Annotated in this window: 25 protein-coding genes and 1 pseudogene; 11 read left to right on the forward strand and 15 right to left on the reverse strand. The window is 72.1% G+C overall.

The annotated features are described in order from the left end of the window. The first annotated feature begins 90 nt into the window (after positions 1–90). The gene (gene phoU / locus ACGFIQ_RS16015; protein ID WP_393244159.1) at positions 91–744 is read left to right on the forward strand and encodes a phosphate signaling complex protein PhoU; all 654 of its coding nucleotides are present in this window, start codon (positions 91–93) and stop codon (positions 742–744) included. Positions 745–793: 49 nt separating this feature from the next. On the opposite strand, the gene ACGFIQ_RS16020 is transcribed toward phoU, so the two are convergent. Continuing rightward, complete coding sequence (locus tag ACGFIQ_RS16020; protein ID WP_357068292.1) at positions 794–1561, reverse strand: phosphoglyceromutase; 768 nt, start codon at positions 1559–1561, stop codon at positions 794–796. Positions 1562–1713: 152 nt separating this feature from the next. On the opposite strand from ACGFIQ_RS16020, the gene ACGFIQ_RS16025 reads away from it, so the two are divergent. Both ACGFIQ_RS16025 and ACGFIQ_RS16030 read left to right on the forward strand, forming a co-directional pair. Continuing rightward, positions 1714–2997 carry an MDR family MFS transporter gene (locus ACGFIQ_RS16025; protein WP_393244161.1) on the forward strand — a complete coding sequence of 428 codons (1284 nt, stop codon included), beginning with the start codon at positions 1714–1716 and terminating at the stop codon, positions 2995–2997. 75 nt (positions 2998–3072) lie between these two features. Beyond that, positions 3073–4338, forward strand: coding sequence for an MFS transporter (locus tag ACGFIQ_RS16030; protein ID WP_393244163.1), 1266 nt, complete (start codon positions 3073–3075; stop codon positions 4336–4338). A gap of 372 nt (positions 4339–4710) precedes the next feature. On the opposite strand, the pseudogene ACGFIQ_RS16035 reads toward ACGFIQ_RS16030, so the two are convergent. From ACGFIQ_RS16035 to mshA, 3 genes and pseudogenes are all read right to left on the reverse strand, one after another. After that, positions 4711–5103 (reverse strand): annotated as a pseudogene (locus ACGFIQ_RS16035) (hypothetical protein); the annotation flags it as partial. Positions 5104–6178: 1075 nt separating this feature from the next. Continuing rightward, positions 6179–6694, reverse strand: coding sequence for a YbjN domain-containing protein (locus ACGFIQ_RS16040; protein ID WP_357525642.1), 516 nt, complete (start codon positions 6692–6694; stop codon positions 6179–6181). A 299-nt stretch (positions 6695–6993) separates the two neighbouring features. Next, positions 6994–8358, reverse strand: a complete 1365-nt coding sequence (gene mshA / locus ACGFIQ_RS16045; protein WP_393244165.1) for a D-inositol-3-phosphate glycosyltransferase — start codon at positions 8356–8358, stop codon at positions 6994–6996. 203 nt (positions 8359–8561) lie between these two features. Between mshA and ACGFIQ_RS16050 the strand changes: the two genes are divergently transcribed. Both ACGFIQ_RS16050 and ACGFIQ_RS16055 read left to right on the forward strand, forming a co-directional pair. Then, a complete protein-coding gene (locus ACGFIQ_RS16050; RefSeq protein ID WP_393244167.1) occupies positions 8562–9329 on the forward strand; it encodes an SDR family oxidoreductase in 768 nt (255 codons plus the stop codon). A 138-nt stretch (positions 9330–9467) separates the two neighbouring features. After that, positions 9468–10247 (forward strand): class I SAM-dependent methyltransferase, encoded by a 780-nt coding sequence (locus ACGFIQ_RS16055; RefSeq protein ID WP_393244169.1) that lies wholly within the window; start codon positions 9468–9470, stop codon positions 10245–10247. Between the two features lie 199 nt (positions 10248–10446). Here the strand turns inward: ACGFIQ_RS16055 and ACGFIQ_RS16060 are convergent, their stop codons facing one another. Next, positions 10447–11529, reverse strand: a complete 1083-nt coding sequence (locus ACGFIQ_RS16060) for a UDP-N-acetylmuramate dehydrogenase (RefSeq protein ID WP_393244171.1) — start codon at positions 11527–11529, stop codon at positions 10447–10449. A 69-nt stretch (positions 11530–11598) separates the two neighbouring features. On the opposite strand from ACGFIQ_RS16060, the gene ACGFIQ_RS16065 reads away from it, so the two are divergent. From ACGFIQ_RS16065 to ACGFIQ_RS16080, 4 genes are all read left to right on the forward strand, one after another. Continuing rightward, positions 11599–12357, forward strand: coding sequence for a maleylpyruvate isomerase family mycothiol-dependent enzyme (locus ACGFIQ_RS16065; RefSeq protein WP_393244173.1), 759 nt, complete (start codon positions 11599–11601; stop codon positions 12355–12357). 279 nt (positions 12358–12636) lie between these two features. Then, entirely contained in the window at positions 12637–13644 is a 1008-nt protein-coding gene (locus ACGFIQ_RS16070) for a LacI family DNA-binding transcriptional regulator (protein ID WP_393244175.1), read from the forward strand. A 70-nt stretch (positions 13645–13714) separates the two neighbouring features. Continuing rightward, on the forward strand, positions 13715–14128 hold the full coding sequence (locus tag ACGFIQ_RS16075) for a RidA family protein (protein ID WP_393244177.1): 414 nt from the start codon (positions 13715–13717) through the stop codon (positions 14126–14128). Between the two features lies 1 nt (position 14129). After that, entirely contained in the window at positions 14130–15026 is an 897-nt protein-coding gene (locus ACGFIQ_RS16080; RefSeq protein ID WP_393244179.1) for a GNAT family N-acetyltransferase, read from the forward strand. 114 nt (positions 15027–15140) lie between these two features. Here ACGFIQ_RS16080 and ACGFIQ_RS16085 read toward each other — a convergent pair whose 3' ends face one another. Then, positions 15141–15656 (reverse strand): O-acetyl-ADP-ribose deacetylase, encoded by a 516-nt coding sequence (locus ACGFIQ_RS16085; RefSeq protein WP_393244181.1) that lies wholly within the window; start codon positions 15654–15656, stop codon positions 15141–15143. Position 15657: 1 nt separating this feature from the next. Beyond that, positions 15658–16449 carry an EI24 domain-containing protein gene (locus ACGFIQ_RS16090; protein ID WP_393244183.1) on the reverse strand — a complete coding sequence of 264 codons (792 nt, stop codon included), beginning with the start codon at positions 16447–16449 and terminating at the stop codon, positions 15658–15660. 63 nt (positions 16450–16512) lie between these two features. Here ACGFIQ_RS16090 and ACGFIQ_RS16095 point away from each other — a divergent pair, with 63 nt between their 5' ends. After that, positions 16513–17481, forward strand: coding sequence for a helix-turn-helix transcriptional regulator (locus ACGFIQ_RS16095; RefSeq protein ID WP_393244185.1), 969 nt, complete (start codon positions 16513–16515; stop codon positions 17479–17481). On the opposite strand, the gene ACGFIQ_RS16100 is transcribed toward ACGFIQ_RS16095, so the two are convergent. The 6 genes from ACGFIQ_RS16100 to ACGFIQ_RS16125 all read right to left on the reverse strand — a co-directional run bounded on the left by ACGFIQ_RS16100 (position 17472) and on the right by ACGFIQ_RS16125 (position 21878). After that, complete coding sequence (locus ACGFIQ_RS16100; protein WP_393244187.1) at positions 17472–18386, reverse strand: SDR family oxidoreductase; 915 nt, start codon at positions 18384–18386, stop codon at positions 17472–17474. The two genes, ACGFIQ_RS16095 and ACGFIQ_RS16100, sit on opposite strands and share 10 nt — an antisense overlap. Positions 18387–18432: 46 nt before the next feature. After that, positions 18433–19170, reverse strand: a complete 738-nt coding sequence (locus tag ACGFIQ_RS16105) for an alanyl-tRNA editing protein (protein ID WP_357068259.1) — start codon at positions 19168–19170, stop codon at positions 18433–18435. Between the two features lie 11 nt (positions 19171–19181). Continuing rightward, complete coding sequence (locus ACGFIQ_RS16110) at positions 19182–20069, reverse strand: alpha/beta fold hydrolase (RefSeq protein ID WP_393244189.1); 888 nt, start codon at positions 20067–20069, stop codon at positions 19182–19184. Then, complete coding sequence (locus ACGFIQ_RS16115; RefSeq protein WP_357068255.1) at positions 20066–20380, reverse strand: DUF2516 family protein; 315 nt, start codon at positions 20378–20380, stop codon at positions 20066–20068. Before ACGFIQ_RS16115 ends, ACGFIQ_RS16110 begins: the two co-directional genes overlap by 4 nt. A 71-nt stretch (positions 20381–20451) precedes the next feature. Then, complete coding sequence (locus ACGFIQ_RS16120; protein ID WP_393244191.1) at positions 20452–21186, reverse strand: hypothetical protein; 735 nt, start codon at positions 21184–21186, stop codon at positions 20452–20454. Then, complete coding sequence (locus ACGFIQ_RS16125) at positions 21183–21878, reverse strand: helix-turn-helix domain-containing protein (RefSeq protein WP_393244193.1); 696 nt, start codon at positions 21876–21878, stop codon at positions 21183–21185. The genes ACGFIQ_RS16120 and ACGFIQ_RS16125 overlap by 4 nt, the downstream gene beginning before the upstream one ends. A gap of 111 nt (positions 21879–21989) precedes the next feature. Between ACGFIQ_RS16125 and ACGFIQ_RS16130 the strand changes: the two genes are divergently transcribed. Beyond that, positions 21990–22787 carry an alpha/beta fold hydrolase gene (locus tag ACGFIQ_RS16130; protein WP_393244195.1) on the forward strand — a complete coding sequence of 266 codons (798 nt, stop codon included), beginning with the start codon at positions 21990–21992 and terminating at the stop codon, positions 22785–22787. 136 nt (positions 22788–22923) lie between these two features. Here the strand turns inward: ACGFIQ_RS16130 and ACGFIQ_RS16135 are convergent, their stop codons facing one another. Continuing rightward, complete coding sequence (locus ACGFIQ_RS16135) at positions 22924–23883, reverse strand: asparaginase (RefSeq protein WP_393244197.1); 960 nt, start codon at positions 23881–23883, stop codon at positions 22924–22926. A 94-nt stretch (positions 23884–23977) separates the two neighbouring features. Next, positions 23978–24805: a 3-keto-5-aminohexanoate cleavage protein gene (locus ACGFIQ_RS16140; RefSeq protein ID WP_393244199.1), complete on the reverse strand. Its 828-nt coding sequence runs from the start codon at positions 24803–24805 to the stop codon at positions 23978–23980. Between the last annotated feature and the right edge of the window lie 19 nt (positions 24806–24824).

The raw sequence follows: 24824 nt of genomic DNA on the forward strand, positions 1-24824 counted from the left end.
TCCGCCCGCGCCCCCATACCGTTGGCGTCGCACCTGCTCAACCCCCCTGCGCCGGCATCCGTCGGCGGCGACCGACCACAGGACGTGATGATGCGCGACGAGTTCCGGGCCGACCTCCAGATCGTCAGCCAACTGCTGGTGGACATGGCGGAGGGCGTCCGCGCCGCCATGCGCCAGGCCACGCGGGCCCTGCTCACCGCCGACCGGCAGTCCGCCGAGACGGTCATCGAGCGGGACGCCGAGATCGACGACCTCTACCGGCACGTCGAGGAGCGGGTCTGTGACCTGCTCGCCCGACAGGCGCCGGTCGCCTCCGACCTCCGGGCGATGATCACCGCGCTGCACGTGGCCGCTGATCTGGAACGGATGGGCGACCTCGCCGAGCACGTGGCGAAGACCGCGTTGCGCCGGCACCCCTCCCCCGCCGTCCCGGCCGAGTTGCGGACGGTGTTCACCGAGATGTCCGAGATCGCCGACCGGATGGCCGTGAAGATCGGCTCGGTGCTGGCGAAGCCCGACGCCGACCTGGCCGGCGAACTGGACCGTGACGACGACGCGATGGACGAGCTGCACAAGAACCTGTTCGCGGTGCTGCTCGGCGACGACTGGCCGTACGGGGTGGAGACGGCGATCGACGCCACCCTGCTGGGCCGTTTCTACGAGCGCTTCGCCGACCACGCGGTCAACGCCGGCGAGCACGTGATCTACCTGATCACCGGGCAGAGCACCACCTCGGCGAGCTGATCCGCGGCACGACGAAGCCCCCGGGAATCCCGGGGGCTTCGTCGTCGGCTCAGCGGCCCTGGTTGGCGACCGCGGCAGCGGCTTCCTTCGCCGCCGTCGGGTCGAGGTAGGTGCCGCCCAGGGTGAGCGGACGCAGCTGCGGGTCGAGGTCGTAGCGCAGCGGGATGCCGGTCGGGATGTTGAGCTTGGCGATCGCCTCGTCGGAGATCTGGTCGAGGTGCTTGACCAGGGCGCGCAGCGAGTTGCCGTGTGCGGCAACCAGCACCGTCCGGCCGGCCAGGATGTCCGGCACGATCGAGTCGTACCAGTAGGGCAGCATCCGCTCGACGACGTCCTTGAGGCATTCGGTACGCGGCATCAGCTCGGTCGGCAGCAGCGCGTAGCGGGGGTCGCCGACCTGCGACCACTCGTCGTTGTCGTCGATCGGCGGCGGCGGCGTGTCGTACGACCGGCGCCAGAGCATGAACTGCTCCTCGCCGTACTCGTCGAGGGTCTGCTTCTTGTTCTTGCCCTGCAGGGCGCCGTAGTGCCGCTCGTTGAGCCGCCACGACCGGCGCACGGCGATCCAGTGCCGGTCGGCGGCGTTGAGCGCCAGCTCGGCGGTGCGGATCGCACGGCGCATCACGCTGGTGTGCACGACGTCCGGCAGCAGGCTGTGCTCGCGCATCAACTCGCCGCCGCGCCGCGCCTCGCCCTCGCCCTTCTCGGTCAGGTCGACGTCCACCCAGCCGGTGAAGAGGTTCTTGGCATTCCAGTCGCTCTCACCGTGTCGCAGCAGGACCAGCGTCCCGACGGTGGGCCCTTCGCTCGCAGTCATGCCGATCATCCTGCCTCAACCGCCGCGGGGACACGCGGGCAGCCGTCGTGACGACCACCACGTGAAAAAGCGGGTGACCAGCGGATCGGCCCGCCACTAGGGTTGTAAGGCACCACAGTCATACCGGTCATTACTTGCAAGCGGGGCGCCAGATGCGGACGATGCGGAGTTGGTTCCGGGACACCACCGGCGGCCTGCCGACCACCTTCTGGTACCTGTGGTCCGGCACCCTGATCAACCGGCTCGGCTCGTTCGTCCTCGTCTTCCTCGCCATCTACCTCACCCAGGAACGCGGATTCTCGGCCTCGCAGGCCGGGTTGGTGATCGGCCTGTGGGGTGTCGGCGGCGCGTTCGGCACCACCGCCGGCGGCACCCTCGCGGACCGGTGGGGCCGCCGACCGACGTTGCTCACCGCGCACGTCGGCGCGGCCGCCATGATGCTCGGCCTCGGGCTGGCCCGGGACCTCTGGGCGGTGGCGCTGGGCGCCCTGCTGCTCGGCATGTTCGCCGAGGCGGCCCGGCCCGCGTTCGGGGCCATGATGATCGACGTGGTGCCGGCGAAGGACCGACTGCGCGCCTTCTCGCTCAACTACTGGGCGATCAATCTGGGCTTCGCCTGCGCCGCGGTCCTCGCCGGCCTCGCCGCGCAGGCCGACTACCTGCTGCTCTTCGTGGTCGACGCCGGGACCATGCTGGTCACCGCGCTGATCATCTTCACCCGGGTCCCGGAGACCCGACAGTCCCGTTCGGTCACCGCCACCGCCACCGCGGCTCCCCGCGGCGCCCTGCGCACGATCCTCACCGACCGCGTCTACCTCGGCTTCGTGGCACTCAACCTGTTCGCCGCGCTGGTCTTCCTCCAGCACATCTCGATGCTGCCGATCGCCATGGGCGACGACGGCCTGAGCCCGGCCACCTACGGCTCGGTGATCGCGCTCAACGGGGTCCTCATCGTGGTCGGCCAACTCTTCGTGCCTCGACTGATCCGGGGTCGGAGCCGCTCCCACGTGCTCGCGCTGGCATCCGTGGTGATGGGCGTCGGCTTCGGGCTGACCGCGTTCGCCGGCACCCCCTGGTTCTACGGGCTGACCGTGCTGATCTGGACGGTCGGCGAAATGCTCAACTCGCCGTCCAACTCCACGTTGATCGCCGAACTCTCGCCAGCCGAGCTGCGCGGTCGCTACCAGGGCGTGTTCTCCCTGTCCTGGCAGATCGCCGGGGCCAGCGCACCGATCCTCGGCGGCCTGGTGCGCGAGCACGCCGGCAACGACACGCTCTGGTACGGCTGCGCCGCGCTCGGCGTACTGACCGCGGTGGCCCACCTGGTGTCCGGCCCGGCCCGGGAGCGGCGGGCCGCCGCGCTGCGCCGCTCCGGCGAGGCGCTGGCACCTGTCGACACCAGCCGGACGCCGCAACCCGCCGAGGCGGCCGCCTGACGACTGGCGCCGGGGCGGCCTGAGTTCCTACTCTGCACCCGAAACAGTTAAGAAAGCGAACTGTCGGGAGGACGAGTGCACGCCCTGCGGCGCCTGTGGCACGACACCGCGGGCGGGCTTCCCGCCACCTTCTGGTACCTCTGGGCCGGGCTGCTGATCAACCGGGCCGGCGCGTTCGCCATGCTGTTCCTGTCGCTCTACCTCACCGACGTACGCGGAGCGAGCCTCGGGCTGGCCGGCACGGTCGTCGGCGCGTACGGGGCCGGCGGCGCGGCCGGAGTGCTCCTCGGCGGTGTCCTCGCCGACCGGTGGGGCCGCCGGGCGACCCTGCTCGCCGCGCACCTGACCTCGGCCGGCCTGATGGTGGTGCTCGCCTTCAGCAAACCCCTGCTCCTGATCGCGGCGCTCTCCGCACTCATCGGCGTGGTCCACTCGATGCCCAGCCCGGCGTTCGTCGCGGCGATCGTCGACGTGGTGCCCGCCGAACGCCGCTCACGCGCGTTCAACCTCCAGTTCTGGGCGTTCAACCTGGGCATGGCTGTCGCCTCGCTGCTCGCCGGGGTGCTGGCCGAGGCAAGCTTCACCGCGCTGTTCCTGGTCGACGCCGCTGCCACCCTGACCGCCGCCGCGGTGATCGGCTGGAAGGTGCCGGAGACCCTGCGGCTGGCCGCCCCACCTGCCGACAGTCCGACACCCACGGCGATCCGGCCCCGCCGACCGGGACTGCACACCGCGCTCACCGACCGCACCTTCCTGGTCTTCGTCGGGCTCACCTTCGCGCTGGCCGTACTCACCATGCAGACGTCGACGATCATGCCGCTGGCCATGCGCGCGGACGGCCTGGGCCCATCGGCGTACGGGCTGGTGGTGGCGCTCGGTGGTGCGCTGATCGTGACCGGGCAACTGTTCGTGCCCCGACTGATCGACAGGCACCGCAAGGACGTCGTGCTGGCCGCCTCCACCGCGCTGCTCGCGCTCGGTTTCGGGGCGCTCGCCGTCGCCGACGAACTGGCCGTCTACCTGATCGCCGCCGTGGTCTGGACGATCGGCTCGATGCTCGCCGCCCCGCCCAACGCGCAGATCAACGCCGACCTGGCACCGCCGCCGCTACGCGCGCGCTACCAGGCGGTCTTCTACCTGACGTTCCCGGCTGCGGCGTTCGTCGCTCCCACCCTCGGCGGGGTGAGCCTGCAGCACCTCGGCGAGGGGCACTGGCTGCTGGTGGGTGGGCTGGGCCTGGCGGCAGCGGTCGGGCACCTGCTCGCCGGACCACCCCGGGAGCGGCACGTCGCCACGCTGCGCCAGGAGCAGACGCCGTCCGCGGACCGGGTGAGCGCATGATCGGCGGAACACGGCAAAGCGCCCGCCACGGCCCTGAGGTCGTGGCGGGCGCCCGCCGGTGGGGCCGGCGGCGGCGGGCAACACTCACCCCCGTAAGCATCGCCCGCTCAGCCGCCGGTCCAAACAGGTGGGCACCGTCCCCCAACGGTAGATCCACCCGTCCCCTCGCGCCTCGCCTGGTGCGCGGATCTGATCGATCCGCCGCTCCCCCGAACGTTTCCAAGCGTGGCGCGGTGCAATAAAGCTAGTTCGCCCAGATTCTGGATTCAACCCAGAACGTCTGTCTCGCCGGTCACAACTGACGAGTATCCGCTGCTCGGGCCTCAGTGTCTGACAACAGCCGCGTACCCGTCAGCCATTCCCGCAAACGCCTCAGCCGTCCTCCCGATCGGGCGACTCGGTTCGGAAAAAGCTGCTCTGCCGGCCGTCGCGCAACTGTTCCTGATAAATCAGGTTCAGCCGCCGAAGGTCAAAGGTATAGAACCACTCATCCCAGGTGATCTCGCGAATTCGGCTACTTTCCCGGTAACCGGGGATGTTGAAGGTCAGAACGCCCGCACGGCCATCCCGCTCGGTCCCCGCGATGGTCGCCGGCCTGGCCCCGCGCTCCCGGGCCCAACGCTGGATCACCTCGTGGTTCGTGGTGATCAGGCTCCGCCCCGGCCGCTCCGGTCGGTCCTGGACCGACGAGATCACCTGCGAGCTACGGACCGACCGTCCGGTACCCCGTCCGGTCCGGATCCCACCGGTCGTCCTGCCGCTGCTGACCGACGGGGTCGCCGCGCGCTTGGCGGGTGCCGCCCGCTTCGCGGTGGTGCGCTTCGCGGGTGCCGCCCGCTTCGCGGTGGTACGCGTGGCGGGCGCCGCCCGCTTCGCCGCCGGCCGCGCCGGGGCCTTCTTCGCTGGCGCCTTACGCGCGGGCGCGGTACGGGCCGTCGTCGCCTTACGGGCGGGCGCGGTACGGGCCGTCGTCGTCTTACGGGCCGCCGTGGTCTTACGGGCGGCCGTGGTCTTGCGTGCGGCTGCCGTCTTACGGGCGGCCGTCGACGTCTCCGCTGTCGTCCTCTTCGCAGCTGTCGCCTTCTTCGCCGGTGCCCTCTTCGCCGCCGCCGACTTCCGCGCGGCGGTCGCCTTCGTCGCAGCGGCCCGCTTCGCGGGTGCGCTCTTGTTCGCTGGCGCCGCCTTCGCGCGGCTCGACGCCGGCCTGGCCGCCGACTTCCTGGTGGCGGCGGCACGACCCGCCGATGCCCTGGTGCCGGTGGCCCGGCCCGTCGGGCCGGTGCTGCTCCGACCCGCGCCGGCCCGCATCGAGCGGACCAGCTGTTTCACCAGGTCTGGCTTGCGCAGCGCGGAGATCCCGGAGACCCCACGTCTACGCAGTTGCCCGCGGATGTCATCCACCCGCATCCGGGAGATCTCCGACTCGGAGACTCCCGGGGTACCCGGCGTCTGGTTGCCGGCCTGTCGCTTCGTCCTGGTCGCAGTCGCGCCGCGACCTGAGCTGTTCCGCTGAGCCATGGGACGCTCCGCTCCTTGACACTCCGTCCTCGGCGCGCGGGGGTCCCTCGCCGCACCGCGCGGTGCGGCATACCCGTCAGGAGCAGTCCGAACCACCGACGACTCACCATGATCGTGCTCGATCCAGGATCGAGTGGCATCGGCGCGAGGCTGTGGCCACTACTTCCTGGTTCGAGCGTGACCGTGGCGGCGGTAGGCGCCCCACACTCCGGTCGGGGCGGTGTGAGTCGTCAAGATCCGGACAAGATCAGGGATGGTGCTGCCTCTCGGCTGTCGGAGGCAGCAACATCGGGGAAGTTGCGTAGAGCTTGGCGCGGGGCGGTCAGGCTGGGTCGGGGCCCGAACCGGAGGGTTCGAAGAGGTGGGCGAACGCGGCCAAATTGGCTGTCGACTCGCCACGCTTGACCCGCCACTCGTACTCGCGGCGGATCGAACTGCCGAAGCCGATCTCCAGCATCGTGTCGAACGACTCGTCGGCGTACGTGAGCACAGAACCGAGCAGCCGGTCCAACTCGTCCGCGTCCACGCCGGCCGGGTTGACCCGACCGGTCAGGTACACGTCGCCGACCGCGTCGGTGGAGAAGGAGACGCCGTACATCCGGGCGTTGCGCTGTAGCAGCCAGGCCCACAGCTCCTCGCGGCGCTCGTCCGGCTGGCGCATCACGAACGCCTCGATCCGCAGCGCGTGCTCGCCGACGATCAGGTTGCAGACCGTCTTGAGTTTGTGTGTGCCCGGCAGGGTCACCGCGTACGACCCGGGGCCGGTCGACTCCCAGGCCAGCTCCCGCTCGGCACAGACCGACTCGATCAGAGTCGCAAGATCGCTCTTCGGGCTCACCGGACCCACTCTACGACCGACCCGGCCCGCGCACCGGTTGGCGGCGACGCCCCCCGCTCAGGCGACGCCCGGGTCAGGCGACGCCCGAGTCACGCAACCTCCGGGTCAGGCGACGCCCGAGTCACGCAACCCCCGGGTCACGCAACCCCCGGGTCACGCAACCCCCGGGTCAGGCGACGCCCGAGTCAGGCGACGCCCGAGTCACGCAACCCCCGGGTCAGGCAACGCCCGGTCAGGCGACCCCCGGGTCAGGCGACGCCCGGTCAGGCGACGCCCACCGGTCATGGGACGCCACCGGGTCACCAGGAGCAGGAGAGTGCAGGGTCGCCTGCCAGGTCGGCCGCGAGCCGGGCCCGGTGTGCGGCGATCGCCTCGCCGTAGACGTCGAGCAGGCCGGCGACCGTCCGGTCCCAGGAGAAGTGTCGGGCGTGCTGCTCGGCCCCGCGGCCCAGCACCGCCCGGAGGGCCCGGTTCGGCAGCAGGCGGCCCAGCGCACGGGCCCAGTCGGCCGGGTCGTGGCCGTCGATCAGTACGCCACTGACCTCATCCCGCACGGCGGTGACCAGCCCTCCGACGGCGGCGGCCAGCACCGGCGTACCGCAGGCCTGTGCCTCCAGGGCGACCAGCCCGAACGATTCGTTGTGCGACGGGACCGCGACGAGATCGGCCGCCCGGTACAGGGCCGGCAGGTCGTCCCCGGTGAGCGGCGGCAGGAACCGCACCCCGGCGGCGACACCGAGCGTGGCAGCCAGCTCGATCAGCGCGGTCGGACGGTCCAGTCCGCTGCCGCTGGGCCCGCCGCAGCTCACCACGGTCACCTGGTCGGCCAGTGCCGGGTCGCGTTCGCGTAGGGCGGCAACCGCGCGGATCAGCACGTCGGGGGCCTTGAGCGGCTGGATCCGACCGACGAAGGCAACCACGTACCCGTCGACTGGAAGCCCCAGCCGACGGCGGGCCTCGCGGGCGGCCGCGGACCGGTCGCCCGGCGCGGGCCGGAACCGGCCCAGGTCGACACCCGGCTGTACGACGGACACCCGGGCGGGGTCGGCGTCGTACCTGTCGACGAGGTCGCTGGCCTCGACCCGGGTGTTGGCGACCAGGCGGTCCGCCTCGGCGACCACCTGCTCCTCGCCGATCACCCGGGCCTTGGGCTCTGGCCGGTCGCCGGCCGCGAGCTGGGCGTTCTTGACCTTCGCCAGGGTGTGTGCGGTGTGCACCAGCGGCACCCCCCAACGCTCCTTGGCCAGCCAGCCGACCTGGCCGGAGAGCCAGTAGTGGGAGTGGATCAGGTCGTAGTGCCCGGGCGGGCGGGACGCCTCGGCGCGCAGCACCCCGGCGCTGAAGGCGCACAGCTGACCGGGTAGCTCTTCCTTGGTGAGGCCCTCCAGGGGGCCGGACGTGATGTGGCGGACCTGCACCCCGGGTGCCATCTCGACGACCGGGGGCAGGTCGCCGGAGGTCGCCCGGGTGAAGATCTCCACCTCGACGTTGGCTTCGGCGAGTCGCCGGGCGACCTCGAGGATATAGACGTTCATGCCGCCGGCATCGCCCGTGCCGGGCTGGTGCAGGGGGGAGGTGTGCACCGAAAGGGTGGCGATACGGCGAGGCCGGGGCCACGGTCGGGCTCCTTGCTGACGCCCGACACCGGTGTGCATTTCCGCCACATCCGCTCCTTCGTCACGGTAGATGCCGTCTCGCACGACCGGCGCTTCTCGGTCAACCTGTACGCCAGGTGTCATCTTCCCCATCGGGCTTCGGAAATGCCCCGGCGCGGGTCCCGGGGGTGACGGACCTCATCACCGCACGCCCATCGATGGCCGCCCCGCCCGGTCCGCTCGGGTCCCACGGGCGGGGGGACAATGTCGCAATGACCCCTGTCGCCATCGTCACCGGAGCGTCCAGCGGAATCGGCGCGGCCACCGCCCGCCGACTCGCCGCCGAGGGCTTCCACGTGCTCGCCGCCGCCCGTCGCGCCGAGCGGCTCGCCGACCTGGTCGCCGACATCACCGCCGCCGGCGGGCAGGCCACCGCCGTGACCTGCGACATCACGTCGGACGAGTCGGTGGCCGGGCTGGCCGCGGCCGCCGCCCAGGCCCCCGGGCCGGTCACCCTGCTTGTCAACAACGCAGGCGGGGCGCGCGGGCTGGACCCGGTGGAGTCCGGCTCGGTCGCCGACTGGCAGTGGATGTACGACGTGAACGTGCTCGGCACGCTGCGGGTCACCCAGGCGCTGCTGCCGGCGCTCGAGGCGTCCGGCTCGGGCACCATCGTGGTGGTCTCCTCCACCGCCGGCCTGACGGTGTACGAGGGCGGGGGCGGCTACACGGCCGCGAAGCACGCGCAGACCGCCATCGCCGGCACGCTCCGTCTGGAGCTGTGCGGCCGGCCGCTGCGGGTGATCGAGATCGACCCGGGCATGGTGCAGACCGAGGAGTTCGGGCTGGTTCGCTTCGAGGGTGACGCGCAACGGGCGGCAGCCGTCTACGCCGGGGTGCCGGGGCCGCTGGTCGCCGAGGACGTCGCCGACTGCATCGCCTGGTGCGCCACCCGCCCCGAGCACGTCAACATCGACCGGCTGGTGGTCCGGCCGCGGGCGCAGGCCGCACAGCACAAGGTGCACCGGGTCGGCCAGTGAAGCGCGAGGAGTGAGCCGGGTTTGCGAGCCCCGCAGTCGCGAACGAAGACGACCCAGTGAAGCGCGAGGAGTGAGCCGGGTTTGCGAGCCCCGCAGTCGCGAACGAACGCCGACCGGGCAGCGTGCGGGGTGAGCGGCGTGGCGCGGCGCCGGCCGTTCGGTGTGGTCACGCGTGGCACGACCAACCCGAACCGGCTCCGTCGGGTGGACAACTGGATCGTCGCCACCTGCGCCGACCGGCTGTTGGCGGCGGAAGACCCCCTGGTGGTCGACCTCGGCTACGGCGCCAACCCGGTGACCGCTGTGGAGCTGCGCGCGCGGCTGGCGGCGGGGGTTCGTCCCGACGTACGGCTGGTGGGGTTGGAGATCGACCCGGCTCGGGTGGCCGCCGCGGCCCCGGCCGCCGACCCGCCCGGCCTGACGTTCGCCCGGGGTGGGTTCGAGTTGGCCGGGCTCCGGCCGGTGCTGGTCCGCGCGTTCAACGTGCTTCGACAGTACGACGAGAGTGAGGTCCCGGAGGCCTGGCGGACGATGACCGCCGCACTCGCCCCGGGCGGGGTGCTCGTCGAGGGCACGTGCGACGAGTTGGGGCGGCTCGCCAGTTGGCTGCTGATCGACGCCGACGGCCCACGGACGCTGACCCTGGCCGCGAAGCTCACCACGCTGGGCAGCCCCGCCGAGTTGGCCGAGCGACTGCCCAAGGCGCTGATCCATCGCAACGTCCCCGGTGAGCGGGTGCACGATCTGATCCGCGCCCTGGACGATGCCTGGCAGGCCGCCGCCCCGTACGCCGCCTTCGGCCCCCGGCAACGATGGCTGCGAGCGGTGACGCGTCTCCGCGAGTCAGGCTGGCCCATCCTGGGCGGGCCGTCCCGCTGGCGCCAAGGCGAACTAACCCTCCCCTGGCCCCTCCCATAACCCCACCCCGGCCCCGCCCCGCCCCGCCCAACCTCGTCGATCTTGCACTTTCTGTCGCTGATTTGCCCCGCTACACCCCTTATGCCCCGACAGAAACTGCAAGATCGCGTGGGATGGGGGTGGGGGTGGGGTGGGGGTGGGGGTGGGGGTGGGGGTGGGTTGGGGTGGGGTGGGGTGGGTTGGGGTGGGTTGGGGTGGGTTAGAGGGTGCAGTTGATGAGGACTGGTTCGGGGTGGAGGGTTACGCCGAAGCGCGCCCGCACCGTCTCGCGGATGTCTCGGGCCAGGGTGAGCAGGTCATCGGTGCTGGCCGTGCCGCTGTGGTTGGTCAGGGCCAGGGTGTGCTTGCTGGAGATCGAGACTCCGCCCTCGCCGGGGTGGCCCTTGGTGAAGCCGGCCTTGTCGATCAGCCAGGCCGCGCTCACCTTGACCAGACCGTCGGCTCCCGGCCAGGCGGGCGGGTCGCCCAGCTCGGCGGAGCGCTCCAGGAGTAGCTGGTACGTCGCCTGGTCCAGCACCGGGTTGGTGAAGAAGGAACCGACCGAACGAGTGTCCGGGTCGGTGGCGTCGAGCACCATGCCCTTGCCCGCGCGCAGCCGCAGCACCGCCGCTCGGGCGTCCGCCAACGGCACCTGGTCGCCCACCTCGACACCGAGCGCACGAGCCAGCTCGGCGTAGCGCACCGGGCCGGAGAGCGGGGACCGGGTGAGTCGGAAGTCGACGGACAGCACCACCCAGCGGTCCCGGTACTTGAAGATGCTGCCCCGGTAGGCGAACCCGCAGTCGGCGGCGGGGATGATGTGGCGGGTGCCCTCGACCCGGTCGTACACCTCGACGCCGGTGATCGTCTCGGCGACCTCCTGGCCGTACGCGCCGACGTTCTGGATCGGGGTGGCGCCGGTCGAGCCGGGGATGCCGGAGAGGCATTCCAGTCCGGCCCAGCCGTTGGCCACGGTGGCGGCGACCAGGTCGTCCCACGGCTCACCGGCGTCGACCCGTACCGTGACGGACCCGGCGTCCTCGGCGACGACGCTGAGGCCACGGGAGCGCACCAGCACGACGGTGCCGGGGAAGCCGGGCTCGCCGACCACGACGTTGCTGCCACCGGCCAGGATCAGGACCGGCTCGTCCGCGGCCCGGACGGCCCGGACGATCTCGTCGGCACTGCCGGCGGTCACGATCCGTTCGGCCGGCCCACCCATCAGTAGAGTGGTGTAGCTGGCCAGTGGACCGGGGATGGCACGATCGGCTTCGGTTGTCGGCTGGGCGGAGGCGTCTGGCACGCCCTTCACCTTAGGCTGACTGATAGCCGTGGCACCCACTGGTCGCCCGGCACCCCCGGGAGGATGGCGATGAGCAGACTGCAGGGCAGCAAGGATTTCTGGATCGGTGCGCTCCGAGCGGAGGGCCCGGCGTTCGCGGCGGCGGTGGCCGAGGCTCCGCCGGAGACACCGGTTCTGTCCTGTCCGGGCTGGACGGTCAACGACCTCACACTGCACCTCGCTGGCATCTACCACTGGGTTTCGTCGTTCGCCGGGTCCGGCCAGACCGCACAGCCGGCCCGCCGGGACCCGCTTGCGGCGGACCAGGGCGTGAGCCCGCTCCAGCTGTGGCAGCAGGGGTACGACAGGTTGATGACCGTCTTCGACGGGCTGGACCCGGAGGCACCGGCGTGGAACTGGGCCCCGCAGCCGAAGAAGGCCGGCTTCTGGCCGCGTCGGATGGCGCACGAGACGGCTGTGCACCGGTGGGACGCCCAACTCGCCATCGCCGCCGGTGATCCGGTGGAGGCGAAGCTCGCGGCCGACGGGGTGAGCGAGGTGCTGGACACCTGGCTGCCGGCGGGTCGGCGGCGGACGCCGGGCGACTGGCGCGGGGTGGTGCAGCTCACCGCGACCGACGCGGCTCAGGAGTGGTATTTGCGGCTGCGCGGCGAGGGGGTGGCGCTGCTCGACACGGCGACCATCTTCGACCACGACGATCATCACGCTCGGGCGCAGGTCAGCGGAACGGCGAGCGACCTCTTGCTGGCGCTCTGGGGCCGGGTGAGCTTCGAGACGCTTGTCGTTGCCGGCGATCGTGCCCTGCTGGACGGTCTGCGGGCCAAGTGATCGATTCGCCATGATCGAGGGGCGTCACCCCGCCGGGTGACGCCCCTCGATCGGGTCGGGAGCCGTGGACCCGAGAGAGCGCTCTCTTGACAGGACGTGCCGCATCAGCCACCCTCGGCGGGGCGCTCTGCCGTGGCGGTCTTCTCGTATGGTCATTCCTGGACACCTCTACCGGCCGGGGGCACCGCAAACGGTTCGGGACGTGGCGCGTCGACCACCTGACCCAGCGGCGCGGGGTGTTTCCCGGAACGGCCTGTGACGAGCGGGGGGAAAGGCACGATGACGACGGCGCAACGGCCGACGCTCGAAGCGGTGGCGGCGCGGGCCGGGGTGTCCCGGGCCACCGTGTCCCGGGTGGTCAACGGCTCCACCACCGTCGCCGAGCCGATCCGGGAGGCGGTCACCCGAGCCGTCGCCGAGTTGGGGTACGTGCCCAACCTCGCCGCCCGCAGCCTGGTCACCCAACGCACCGACTCGGTCGCCCTGGTCATGCCGGAGGCGGCCACCCGGGTCTTCTCCGACGACCAGGTCTTCCCCGGCATCATCCGCGGCGTCAGCCAGGAGCTGGAGGCGGCCGACAAGCAACTGGTGCTGATGCTCGCCGGCTCACCGGCCGGGCACCACCGGGTCGAGCGGTACACCACCGGTCGGCACGTCGACGGGGTGCTCTTCGCCTCGCTGCACGGTGCCGACCCGCTGCCCGGCACACTCGCCCGGCTCGGCATCCCGGTGGTGGTCAGCGGCCGGCCGCTCGGCGACGTGCCCGTGCCGTACGTCGACGTCGACCACGTGGCCGGCGTAACCGCGGCCATCCGATACCTGATCGACAGCGGTCGTCGGCGGATCGCCACCATCGCCGGCCCGCAGGACATGGTCGCCGGCATCGAACGGCTCAGCGGTTACCGCAGCGCGGTCGCCGACGCGGGGCTGCCCGAGCTGATCGCCGTCGGTGACTTCACCCGGGAGTCCGGGTCGGCGGCGATGCGTCAACTGCTCACCGAGCACCCCGATCTGGATGCTGTCTTCGCCGCCTCCGACCTGATGGCGCACGCCGCACTGCGGACGCTGCGCGAAGCCGGCCGGCGGGTGCCGGCGGACGTCGCCGTGGTCGGCTTCGACGACATCGAGACCGCCGCGTACACCGAGCCACCGCTGACCACCGTCCGGCAGCCGATCGTGGAACTCGGCCGGCGGATGACCCGTCAACTGCTCAGGCTGGCCGCCGGGGAGACGATCGAGCAGGCGGTCATGCTCCCCACCGAGTTGATCCGCCGCGCCTCCGCCTGACCGGTCGCACCCGCCCGCGCACGGGCTTAACTCCTCGCTGCGGCGGGCGATCGTCGTTAGCCTCGCCAACATGCCTGATCATGTCGCGTTGCTGCGCGTCCCCGCACTGTCCGACGTCGCCGAATACGCGTACGCGGCCACCGTCGAGGCAACCGCCCGACTGGTCTTCACCGCCGGCGCCTGCCCGCTGGACGCCGAGGGTCGCACCGTCGCGCCGGGCGATCACGCCGCACAGGCCCGGCAGGTGCTGGCGAACCTCCAGACCGCCCTCGTGGCCGCCGGTGCCACCCGCACCGACGTCGTCAAGACCACCGTGTACGTGGCGTCCTCCCGGCAGGCCGACCTGGTGACCGTCTGGGAGGTGGTGCGCGACTTCTTCGGCGACCACGACCCACCCAGCACCCTGCTCGGGGTCACCGTGCTCGGCTACCCCGACCAGCTCGTCGAGGTCGAGGCCGTCGCCGCCGTACGGACGGGGGCCTGACATGCGGATCCGGGTGGCGCAGCCGGACGACGCCCCGGCGGTGGTGGCCCTTCGGGCGGTGATCTTTCCGTACCTGGTGCGCGGGGTCGAGTCGACCCGGAAGATGATCGCCGAGCCGCCTCCCGGGGAGGACTGGACCGCGTTCGTCGCCGAGGCCGACGATCGCGTTGTCGGTTGGGTGTCCGCCGAACGTATCGGGACGACCGCAGCGGCGGACGTCGGTGGCATCAACCTGCTGCACGTGCACCCGGAGCACCGGCGGCGGGGCATCGGGACGGCATTGCTGACCACCGCGACCGACTACCTCCGCCCGTTGGGGATCCGCCGGGTACGGGCGATGGCGCTGCCGGATGCGCTGCCGTTCGCCCGTCGACACGGCTACGAGCCCAGCCGAGAGGTTCGCTACTCGGCGCTCGACCTGAATCCGGCGCCGGCGCTGCCCGAGCCGCCCCCGGGCGTACGACTGCGTCCGATCGCCGATGTGGACCCGCACCTGCTGTACGTGGCGGACGTGGCCTCGGCCGTCGACGAACCGAGCGACGTGCCGGTCGACGCGAAGAGCTACGAGAGCTGGCAGTACGACGTGTGGGACAACCTGGGGCTGGACAAGACGGCCAGCGTCGCCGCCGAGGTCGACGGTGCGGTGGCCGCCTTCAGCCTCGTGAAGCGGGACGGGGACCGGATGTGGTCGGACTACACGGGCAGCGTTCCGGCGTACCGGGGACGTGGGCTGGCCCGGCTGGCCAAGACGGCGGCGCTGCACCGAGCGGCCGCCAACGGCGTGCGCGTCGCGTACACCTCGAACGACGAGGCCAACGCGCCGATGCTGGCGATCAACGCCCGACTGGGCTACCGACCGGTGACATCCCAGTGGTCCTGCCTGGCCGACCTGACCTGACCTGACCGAGGCGGGGTGATCAGGTGATGAAAAGTAGGTCAGAATCGCCTCGGAGACCTACTTTTCATCACCTGATCGAGGAGGCAGGAGCCGGAGCGGCGGAGGGGGCCGGCGTCAGGGAGCGTCGAAGACCTGGCGGGCTGTCGCGTGGGTGTCGGCGCCGAAGAGCACCAGGCGTGTCTCGGTGACGGCGACCGGCGTGGCCGAGCGCAGCACCGACAGTGCCTGCCGGACCGCGTCGTCGAGCGGCCAACCGTAGATGCCGGCGGAGATCAGCGGGAACGCCACAGTGGACGCCCCCAACTCGTCGGCCACCCGCAGGCTGTTGGCGTAGCAGTCGCGCAGCAACGCCGACCGGTCCTCGCTGGCCGACCAGACCGGCCCGACGGTGTGGATCACCCAGCGGGCCGGCAGCTCCCCGGCCGTGGTCGCCACCGCCTGACCGGTGGGCAGGCCCCTGCCGTAGTGGGACGCCCGCAGCGCCCGGCACTCGGCCAGGATGGCCGGCCCGCCGCGCCGGTGGATCGCGCCGTCGACGCCACCGCCGCCCAGCAGGGAGGAGTTCGCGGCGTTCACGATGGCGTCCACCCGCTGGGTGGTGATGTCCCCCTCGACCAGGGTGATCTCCATGTCAGTCCTTCTCGATCGATTGGCCCAACGATCGACGGGCCAGCAGGGTGGCGCCGGCGACCGCCGCCGGCATGATCAGCACCGCGCCGAGCGGGATGAGGAAGCAGAGGAAGACCGCCACCCCGAAACCGAGCGAGGTCGCCCGGTCGGCCTTCAGGATCGTCCGGCGCTGCGGCAGCCGCATCCCCCGCCGGTAGAACGGCGCACCGACCAGCTCCACGGCGAGGAACCACCCGCCCACCGCCGCCCCGATGACCGGCACGACCGTCTGCCCGACCACCGGGATGAAGCCGGCGAGGAACAGCGGAATCCCGACCAGCGCCGTGAGCGCCACCAGCCGTACCGAGTCGGCGAGGCTACGGCGCAGCGACGACCAGAAGGGCACGTCCACCGCGCCGGGCGTGCCGCCGTACCGTTGCTCGACCTGCTCGGAGATCTTCTCGTAGAACGGGTCGCCGATGACCAGGGTCACCGCGGTGAAGGTGAGCACTCCGAGCAGGCCACCAACCCCCAGGAAAGCCAGCCCGGCGATCACCCGGACCAGGCTGCGGGAGGTGCTCGACCAGTCGTCGGCGAACGGGGTGACGAGCGCGGCGAGGTCGTCCACGAAGTACACGAGCGTGGCGAGCGCGGCCAGGAACAGCGCACCGGAGATCAGCGCCGGCACGACGCCGAGCAGCATCAGCCCCGGGCTGCGGACGTAGAGGCCCAGCCCGCGCAGGAGCAGCCCGGCCCCGGCGAGGAAGCGTCCGACGACCCCGGTCACCGGGCTGGCGATTCTGCTGGCATCCACGATCGAGCAGCCTAGCGAGCGGTGATCGGATCCGCCCGACGGTGAGCGGGGCAGGATGGGCGGGTGCGTGCCTCCCGACTGATCTCGTTGCTGTTGCTGTTGCAGTCGCGCGGGTCGATGACCGCGAGCGAGCTGGCGCGGGAGTTGGAGGTCTCCGAGCGGACCGTCTACCGGGACGTGCTTGCCCTCTCCGCCGCCGGGGTGCCGGTCTACGCCGACCGGGGTCGGGCCGGCGGTTACCGGCTAATCGGCGGCTACCGCACCCGACTGACCGGCCTGACCCGGGACGAGGCGGAGGCGCTCTTCCTCGCCGGGCTGCCCGGGCCGGCCGGTGAGATGGGCCTCGCCGACGCGGTCGCGTCCGCCGAGCTGAAGGTGCTCGCCGCACTGCCACCCGCCCTGCGCGACGCCCCGGCCCGTGCCGGGCAGCGGTTCCACCTGGACGTACCGGGCTGGTTCCGGGAGACCGCGTCACCGCTCTGGCTTCCCGAGCTGGCCCGGGCGGTCTGGGCGGACCGGGTGGTGGAGTTGCGCTACCGGCGCGGCGAACAGGAGGTGAGCCGCCGGGTCGAGCCGTACGGCCTGGTCCTCAAGAGCGGGGTCTGGTATCTGGTCGGCCGGGTCGGCGACGATGTGCGCACCTACCGGGTGGACCGGGTCACCGGGGTCGAGGTGGGCGAGGAGCACTTCGACCGCGACGAGGGCTTCGACCTGGCCGGGCACTGGCGCGAGCAGGCCGGGTCGTTCCTGCGGACCATGCTGCGGGCCGAGGTCGCCGTCCGGCTCAGCCCCGCCGGCCTGCGCCAGCTCCGGCGCCAGGTCGATGCCCCCTTCGTGTACGACGAACTGGTCGCCGCCGCCGGCCCGCCCGACGGGCAGGGCTGGGTGGTGGCGCGGCTGCCCGTCGAGTCGGTACAGGTGGCGTACCACCAACTGCTGGGGCTCGGCCCCGAGGTGGAGGTGCTCGATCCACCCGAGCTGCGGAAACTGTTCGCCGAGGCGGCCGGCCGCCTCAGCGCGCTCTACCGGTAGCCGGTCACGTCCGACGGCTTGCCCGCGTCGACCACCTCGGTGATGTAGCGGAAGCCCTCTGGTTGGCTGCCGTCGAGGTCGGTGAACCCGTACACCTTGGACAGGGTGCCGGCGTCGACGGACCTGCCGTTCCAGCGGTCCTTCTCCTCGTCGGCGGCGAGCGCGGCCACCGCCCGGCCGACGAAGGCCGGGGTCTCCGAGATGAGGAAGTTCGGGTCGGTGGCGGCACCGTCGCGCCAGTTGTCCTCGGTGACGCCGAAGTGCTCCAGCATCGCCTCGGAGCGGATCCACCCGGGGGTGAGCGCCACCGCCGTGCAGCCGTGCGGCCTCAGCTCGTGCGCCTGACTGAAGGCGAGCCGGTTGACCGAAACCTTGGCCAGGTCGTAGAAGACCGACAGCCGGTAGTTCTCGTCGTTGTACGCCTTGGTCCCGTCGCCCATCTCCACCACCAGACCGCCGGGCCTGCGGATCAGCAGGGGCAGGGCGAAGTGGCTGGTGATGATGTGCGTGTCGATGGCCAGTCGCAGGGTGCGGAAGCCGGCATCGAGCGGCTGCTCCCAGACCGGCTTGTCCCAGGTGACCAGCGGGTCGCCGCCCCAGATGTCGTTGACCAGCACGTCGAGCCGGCCCTGCTCGGCGTCGATCCGGGCGACCAGGTCGCGGACCTGCTCCGGCACCAGATGATCGACCCGCACGGCGATGCCGGTGCCACCGGCCGCGGTGACCAGATCGGCGGTCTCCTCGATGGTCTCCGGCCGGTTCATCTCCGAGCGGCCGGCGCTGCTGCTGCGGCCGGTGGCGTAGACGGTGGCACCAGCGGCACCGAGCTGGACCGCGATCTGTCGACCGGCACCCCGGGTGGCGCCGGCGACGAGCGCGATCTTCCCTGTCAGCGGTTGTGTCATACCCGCGAGGTTGTCAGCGATACCTGACAACCGGCGTCCGAATTTGTCAATCCACGAGTCTGACGCGGACCCGGCGGTTGGCCCGGCCCTTGCTCTCCACCTTGACCACCTGCACCTTGCCGATCTGCGCGGTGGACGCGACGTGGGTGCCGCCGTCGGCCTGCACGTCCAGCCCGACGATGTCGACGATGCGGACCTCCTGCTCGTCCGGCGGGATGAGGTTGGACTGGGTGCGGATGATGTCCGGCAGGGCCAGCGCCTCGGTGCGTGGCAGCACCCGCGTGGCGACCGCCCGGTCGGCGGCCACCTCGGCGTTGACCAGCTCCTCGATGCGGCTCTTGAAGTCCGGTGGCACCTCGGGGAGGTTGAAGTCCATCCGGGCCTCGCCCGGCTCCATCGAGTTTCCGGTCACCAGCGCGCCGAAGTCGCGGAACACCACACCGCAGAGCACGTGCAGCCCGGAGTGGGTACGCATCAGCCGGCTGCGGCGCTCGTCCTCCAGCGCGCCGACGACCTCGGTGCCGGCCGGCGGCAGCGGGTCACCCTCGGCGGGGATCAGGTAGAGGTCGTCACCCTTGCGGGTGCCGACGATCCGGGTCTGCACGCCCTGCCACAGCAGCACGCCGTGGTCCGGTGGCTGGCCGCCGCCGCCCGGGTAGAACGCCGAGCGGTCCAGCACGATGCCCTGCTCCGGGTCGGCGTGCAGGACCGTACAGGTCCACTCGCGCAGGGTCGGGTCGGCGAGGTCGAGTCGGTGTGTGCGGCCGTGTTGTGTGACACCCATGGCAGGGCACGTTACTCGTTGAGGAAGCCGGCGATGCGGTCCCGCAGGTCGGCGCGCTCCGTCCAGAGGACGCCTGGCCTGTCGTACACGTGCAGGGTGGCCTGCGGCAGCGCGGCGGCGAGTCGCTCGGCGACCTCGACCGGATGCAGGTCGTCGCCCACGCAGCCGATGACCAGTGCCGGCGCGGTGACCGCCGCCAGGTCACCGATCTGGCGCAGCGACGTCTGCGCCGCGAGCGCGGCCAGCCCCTCGGCCAGACCGTCGCGCAGCAGTTGGTCGAGCCGCTGGCGCAGGTATGCCCAGCCGGCCGGAGTGTTGCGCACCGCCGGGGGCATCTCCAGGGAGACGACGTCGGCGACCGCCGAGGCGTCCCCGCTCTCCACCGCCTCCAACAGACCCGTGATCCGTTCGGGGGCGACCGGCCCGCGCGGCTCGTCGAGCACCGCCGGCAGGAAGAAGACAAGCTTCTCGAAACGCTCCGGGCTCTCCGCGAGCAGGCGACAGAGGGCACCCGCACCGAGGCTCGCGCCGAACGCCCGGCTGGCGCCGCCGAGGTCCGCGATCGCGCGCAGATCCCGGGCCAGGTCCAGGTAGTCCCACGGCCCGTCCGGGGCATCGGAGCGGCCGTGCCCGCGGAACTGGAAGAACACCTTGCGGCCGGTCACCCCGCTGCCGAACGGGCGGGTGGTGGCGATGCCGTTGCCCAGCCCGTGCGCGAAGACGGTGACCGGGTTACCGGTGCCGGTGACCAACCGCTCCAGCCGGACGCCGTGCGGGGTGGTGACCAGCTCGGTCTCCGGCTCCGGCAGCGCCGGTCGGCCGGTCCGCGGCCCACCGGGGCCGGGACCCCAGGTGCGGGGCCCGCTGTCCGGTGGGGGTGGCCAGCGGAAACCTCTCACCAGGACCCTTTACCGTCACCGAGTTCGCGGAGGCCGACTCGGACATCGAGGAGGTAGATCAGACCGGCGGCGATGCCGACGAGTCCGAAGAGGCTGATCGGGCCGAAGCCGAGCAGGGTGAGCACGAGGCAGACCGCCAGGATGGCGATCCAGCCGCCCTTGGGTAGCGTGCCGATGGCCGGGAAGGCGTCGGAGCGCTGCGTGATCGCGTGCACCAGGGCGACACCCTGGACGATCAGCGCGAAGACGAGCAGGATCAGCTGGATCACTTCACGGACGGCGAAGGCGAAGATCGGCGCGGCGTTGGCCATGCCGGCAAGTTTATGTCCACGACCCCGGCTACGTCCGACAAGGACGCCGCCGGGGTCGTCGACCGGTCGAACTACTCGGCCGCCGGGCGGGTCCGCTTGGTCGCCCCGGGCAGCTTCGCCGACGGGGTCGCGGTCGGCTTGGGGGCCTTCGGAGCACGGGCTGCCTTCTTGACGGCAGCCGGCTTGGCCTCGGCGATCTCGGCCACGTCGGCCGGGGTCGGCACCTCGGCCGGGGTCGCCACCTCGGCCGACGCGGTGGCCGTGGCGGCCGGGGCCGTGGTGACGGGCGTCACGGCCTGGGTGGCCTCGATGTCGGCGTTGACCGTCTCGGCGGCCTCCAGCACACCGGCGCCGACGACCCGCTCACCACGGGCGACAAGCGCACCGTACGCGGCAAAGGCCCGCTCCTGGGCGGCCTGCGCGCCCGCGAACACCATAATGGCGTTGCGGGTCGCGGCGGCACGCAGCTTGTCGAGGTCGGTGACCTCGCGGAGCTTGGCCAGGTCGGCAACCTCGCGGAGCTTGGCCAGGTCGGCCGACTCACGGAGCTTGGTCAGGTCCAGTTCGGCCTGCGCCCGGTCGCGCAGCGTCCCGGCCGTCTCATTGGCGGTACGCAGCGTCTCGGTGGCCTTCTGACGCAGCTCGAAGCCGGTCAGCACGGCCCGACCGCCCAGGTCGGCGACGACCCGGGTGCCGAGGACGCCGACGACGGCCGGCAGCTTGCGCAGTTGCTCGATGGCCAACTCACCGGCTCCGGCAGCGGCGTAGATCGGGGCGGGGATGCGGTTGGTCTTCGGCTCGCTCATGACGTCTCCTCTTCGGCCGCCGCGGCGGCCTTCTTCTCGGGGGTGCTGGTGCTGGTGCTGCGCGGGGCGGGGGCGGCACCCGCCTCGGTGACGGCAACCGACTCGAGCACGGCCTCGGTCGGGGTGCCGCCTGCGGTGGTGGGGCCGGTGGCGGCCAGGTTGGCCACATCGGCGGGCTGGTCGGCGACGTCGGTCGGGGTGGTCGCGCCGGCCGGGGTGGCCACGTCAGTCGGGGTGGTCGCGATGGTCGCGCCGGCTGGGGTGGCCACGTCGGTCGGGGTGGTCGCGATGGTCGCGCCGGTCGGGGTGGCCGCGCCGGTGCCCTCGGTGTCGGCCCGGGCCTCGGCCAGCCGGGCGTTCTCCCGACGGAACGTCTCGTAGATCTGGCTGAGCGACTGCTTCTGGGCCATCGTCAGGTCGGCGTCCACGGCGATGGCGGCGAGCACACCGTGGCCTTCCTTGTCGTCGAGCAGACCGGCGCGCAGGTACATCGCGGGGGTGGACACCCGCAGCGCGCTCGCCAGTTGCTGAAGCACCTCGGCGCTCGGCTTGCGCAGGCCGCGCTCGATCTGGCTGAGGTACGGATTGCTGACCCCCGCCTGCTCGGCGAGCTGCCTCAGCGAGATCTTGGCGTTGCGCCGCAGATCGCGGATGAACCCGCCGACGTCGGGAAGGTCCTTCGGTGTGGCCATGACAGCGACGCTAACCGGCCGCGCTAGCTCTTGCAAGCAAAACGCTAGCCATAGTTAGCAACGTCTCAGCGCCCGTTTGCGCACTGCTTCGCCGATCCGTACGGTCCGTTCGTGCACAAGATCACAGTCAATGGAGCAAGCATCGCGTACGACGAGGCCGGCACGGGTTCGCCCGTCGTGCTGCTGCACGCCGGCATCGCCGACCGGCGGATGTGGCGGGGGCAGCTGCCCGCGCTCGCCACCCGGCACCGGGTGATCGTTCCGGACCTGCGCGGCTACGGAGACTCGGAGCTGCCCCCGACCCCGTTCGCACACCACGACGACGTGGCCGGACTGCTGGACGCGCTCGGCCTGCCCCGGGCCGCCCTGGTCGGCTGCTCCTTCGGCGGGTCGGTCGCCATCGACACCGCACTGGCCCACCCCGACCGGGTGAGCGCGCTCGCGCTGTTCGACACCGCGGTCTCCGGCAACGAGTGGTCCGAGGAGGCCAACGACCTCTGGGACAGCCTGGTCGGGGAGGTCGATCCCGACGACTTCGTCGCCGGTGCGGCCGGCGAGGTGCGGTTCTGGGTGGTGGGCCCGGCCCGCCGACCGGAGGACGTCGACCCGGAACTGCTCGCGTTCGCGCAGGAGATGGACCAGCGCGCCCTCGCCGCCGAGTTGGCGCTCGGCGCGGTCGAGGTGGGCGAGCTGACGCCACCGGCGATCGGCCGCCTCGGCGAGCTGAAGATCCCCGTCCTGGTCACCGCCGGTGCCGCGGACGTGCCGGACATCAGTCGACTCGCCGACCGGATCGCCGCCGAGGTCCCCGGCGCGGTACGACTGCCCGACGTGCCGGACGCCGCGCACCTGCTGCCGCTGGAGCGTCCGGAGCCGGTCAACGCCGCACTGCTCGACTTCCTGAGCTAGCAGCCCCGACCGCGGCGACGTCAAGGGGCCCGAGAGCACCACCCGCCGACGGACCCACGCGACGAGCGCTACACCCCGTGCGGTGTGGCGCTCGTCGCGGCGTTGGCCGCCGAGCCACGCCGCCGGACCGGTGGTGTCACCAGAGCGGGCGGACCGCGCCGACCGGGACCCCGCCGCCGAAGAGCGGCACCTCCGCGTACTCGGTCAGCACCGGCGCGTCCACGCCGAGCCGGCGCAGCGCGGAGACCAACACCGGCATCCGGGCGCGGTCGGCACCGTCGTCGATCTTCAGCGCGACGGCGCCGACGCCCGGTAGCGCCACCGCGAACACGCCCTCGGCACCGACCTTGGCCAGCAGGCCCGGGACGCCGCGCATCAGCCGGGTGTCGTCGGCCTGGGTGCCACCGACGATCTCCGGGTGCGCGCGCATGGCATCGGCCACCACGCGCGGCGCCGAGCCGGGCTCGGCGTCGACAAGCCGGAGGTACGCCCCGGCGAGGCCGGTCAGCGACACGGCGAGCACCGGGGCGCCGCAACCGTCCACACCCACCGCCGCCGCCTGCTCGCCGGTGAACTCCTCGATGGCCGCCCGCAACCGCTGCTGCAACTGGTGCTCCGGCCGCCAGTAGCCCTCCCGCGGCCAACCGGCGGCCTCGCAGGTCAGCAGCATCCCGCTGTGCTTGCCGGAGCAGTTCATCTGCACCCTGCTCGGGCCGCCACCGGCGCGCAGCACCGCCTCCCGGGCGGCCGTGCCCACCGGCAGGTCGGGCGGGCAGTGCAACGCTTCCGCGTCCAGCCCGGCGCGCTCCAGCAGCGCACCGACCCGGGCCAGGTGGAAGTCCTCACCGGCGTGACTTGCCGACACCAGCGCCAGGTCGGCCGGGTCGGTCAGGGCCAGGCCGGCCCGGAGCATCCCGATCGCCTGCATCGGCTTGCTGGCCGAACGGGGGAAGATCGGCGAGGTCACGTCCCCGGCGGACGCCACCGCGACACCGGCGGCGTCCAGCACCACCACCGAGCCCCGGTGCGCACCCTCCACGAACCCGGACCGGACCACCTCGGCGAGCGGCGCGCCGCCCTCGTACGTCTTCGTCACGCGCTGGACGGTACCGACGGTCCGGGGGTGCCCGGCGGCGGGGTGACCAGGAGGTCCACCGCCCGGGTGACAGGGGCGCGGGACGGACCCGTCCTTACAGGCCGAGCAGCTCGCGGGCCTCGGTGGTGGTCAGCGGCGGCCGCTGGGCGAGCTGGGCGAAACCCACCGCGCGGGCGACCAACTGCATGTTGGACTCCACCGGGCGGCCCTTCGCGTACGTCACCGTGTCCTCCATACCGACGCGCAGGTGCCCGCCCGTCGACAGCGCGGCCAACAGCACCGCGATGGTGCTGCGGCCCACGCCGGTGGCCGAGAAGGTGGTGCCCTCGGGCAGGTCGCGCAGCATCCGATGGGCGGCGACAAGCGTCTCGGTGGTGCCCGGCATGCCGCCCGGCACTCCCATCACGAAGTCGACGTGCACGTGCCCGCCGGCCGGCAGCCCGTACTTGCCGAGCAGCCGCTGCAACGCGGACAGGTGGCCCAGGTCGAAGATCTCGTACTCCGGGACGATCCCGCGCTCCTGCATCCGGGTGTGCAGGTCGACGATGAACTCCCAGCGGTTGAGGAAGACGTCGTCGCCGAAGTTGACGGTGCCCATGGTGCAGGAGGCCATGTCCGGCCGGGCGTCGAGCACGGCCAGCCGGGCGGCCTCCGGGTCGGTCACCGCACCGCCGGAGGAGAGCTGGACGATCAGGTCGGTGCTGGCCCGCAGCGCCGCCACCGTGTCGGCCAGACGCACCGGGTCCAGCGTCGGCCGGGCCTCGTCGTCGCGGATGTGGACGTGGATCACGGCGGCGCCGAGCGCCTCGCACTCCTTGGCGGTGAGCAGCAGCTCGTCGAGGGTCACCGGCAGGGCCGGCACCTCCGCCTTGGCCGACTCCGCGCCGGTCGGGGCCACCGTGATCAACGTCCCTGTCGTCATGCCGGCGATCCTAGACGGC

Origin of the sequence: Micromonospora sp. NPDC048898, from assembly GCF_043198035.1 — a bacterium.
Classification (GTDB): domain Bacteria; phylum Actinomycetota; class Actinomycetes; order Mycobacteriales; family Micromonosporaceae; genus Micromonospora.

Excerpts from the sequence above, each read along its gene's own strand:
- ACGFIQ_RS16020 (WP_357068292.1), bottom strand. The coding sequence starts at position 1,561 with ATGACTGCGAGCGAAGGGCCCACCGTCGGGACGCTGGTCCTGCTGCGA.
- phoU (WP_393244159.1), top strand. The coding sequence starts at position 91 with ATGCGCGACGAGTTCCGGGCCGACCTCCAGATCGTCAGCCAACTGCTG.
- ACGFIQ_RS16065 (WP_393244173.1), top strand. The coding sequence starts at position 11,599 with ATGAGCAGACTGCAGGGCAGCAAGGATTTCTGGATCGGTGCGCTCCGA.
- ACGFIQ_RS16070 (WP_393244175.1), top strand. The coding sequence starts at position 12,637 with ATGACGACGGCGCAACGGCCGACGCTCGAAGCGGTGGCGGCGCGGGCC.
- ACGFIQ_RS16115 (WP_357068255.1), bottom strand. The coding sequence starts at position 20,380 with ATGGCCAACGCCGCGCCGATCTTCGCCTTCGCCGTCCGTGAAGTGATC.
- ACGFIQ_RS16080 (WP_393244179.1), top strand. The coding sequence starts at position 14,130 with ATGCGGATCCGGGTGGCGCAGCCGGACGACGCCCCGGCGGTGGTGGCC.
- ACGFIQ_RS16140 (WP_393244199.1), bottom strand. The coding sequence starts at position 24,805 with ATGACGACAGGGACGTTGATCACGGTGGCCCCGACCGGCGCGGAGTCG.
- ACGFIQ_RS16100 (WP_393244187.1), bottom strand. The coding sequence starts at position 18,386 with ATGACACAACCGCTGACAGGGAAGATCGCGCTCGTCGCCGGCGCCACC.
- ACGFIQ_RS16105 (WP_357068259.1), bottom strand. The coding sequence starts at position 19,170 with ATGGGTGTCACACAACACGGCCGCACACACCGACTCGACCTCGCCGAC.
- ACGFIQ_RS16075 (WP_393244177.1), top strand. The coding sequence starts at position 13,715 with ATGCCTGATCATGTCGCGTTGCTGCGCGTCCCCGCACTGTCCGACGTC.
- ACGFIQ_RS16085 (WP_393244181.1), bottom strand. The coding sequence starts at position 15,656 with ATGGAGATCACCCTGGTCGAGGGGGACATCACCACCCAGCGGGTGGAC.
- ACGFIQ_RS16050 (WP_393244167.1), top strand. The coding sequence starts at position 8,562 with ATGACCCCTGTCGCCATCGTCACCGGAGCGTCCAGCGGAATCGGCGCG.
- ACGFIQ_RS16125 (WP_393244193.1), bottom strand. The coding sequence starts at position 21,878 with ATGGCCACACCGAAGGACCTTCCCGACGTCGGCGGGTTCATCCGCGAT.
- ACGFIQ_RS16025 (WP_393244161.1), top strand. The coding sequence starts at position 1,714 with ATGCGGACGATGCGGAGTTGGTTCCGGGACACCACCGGCGGCCTGCCG.
- ACGFIQ_RS16120 (WP_393244191.1), bottom strand. The coding sequence starts at position 21,186 with ATGAGCGAGCCGAAGACCAACCGCATCCCCGCCCCGATCTACGCCGCT.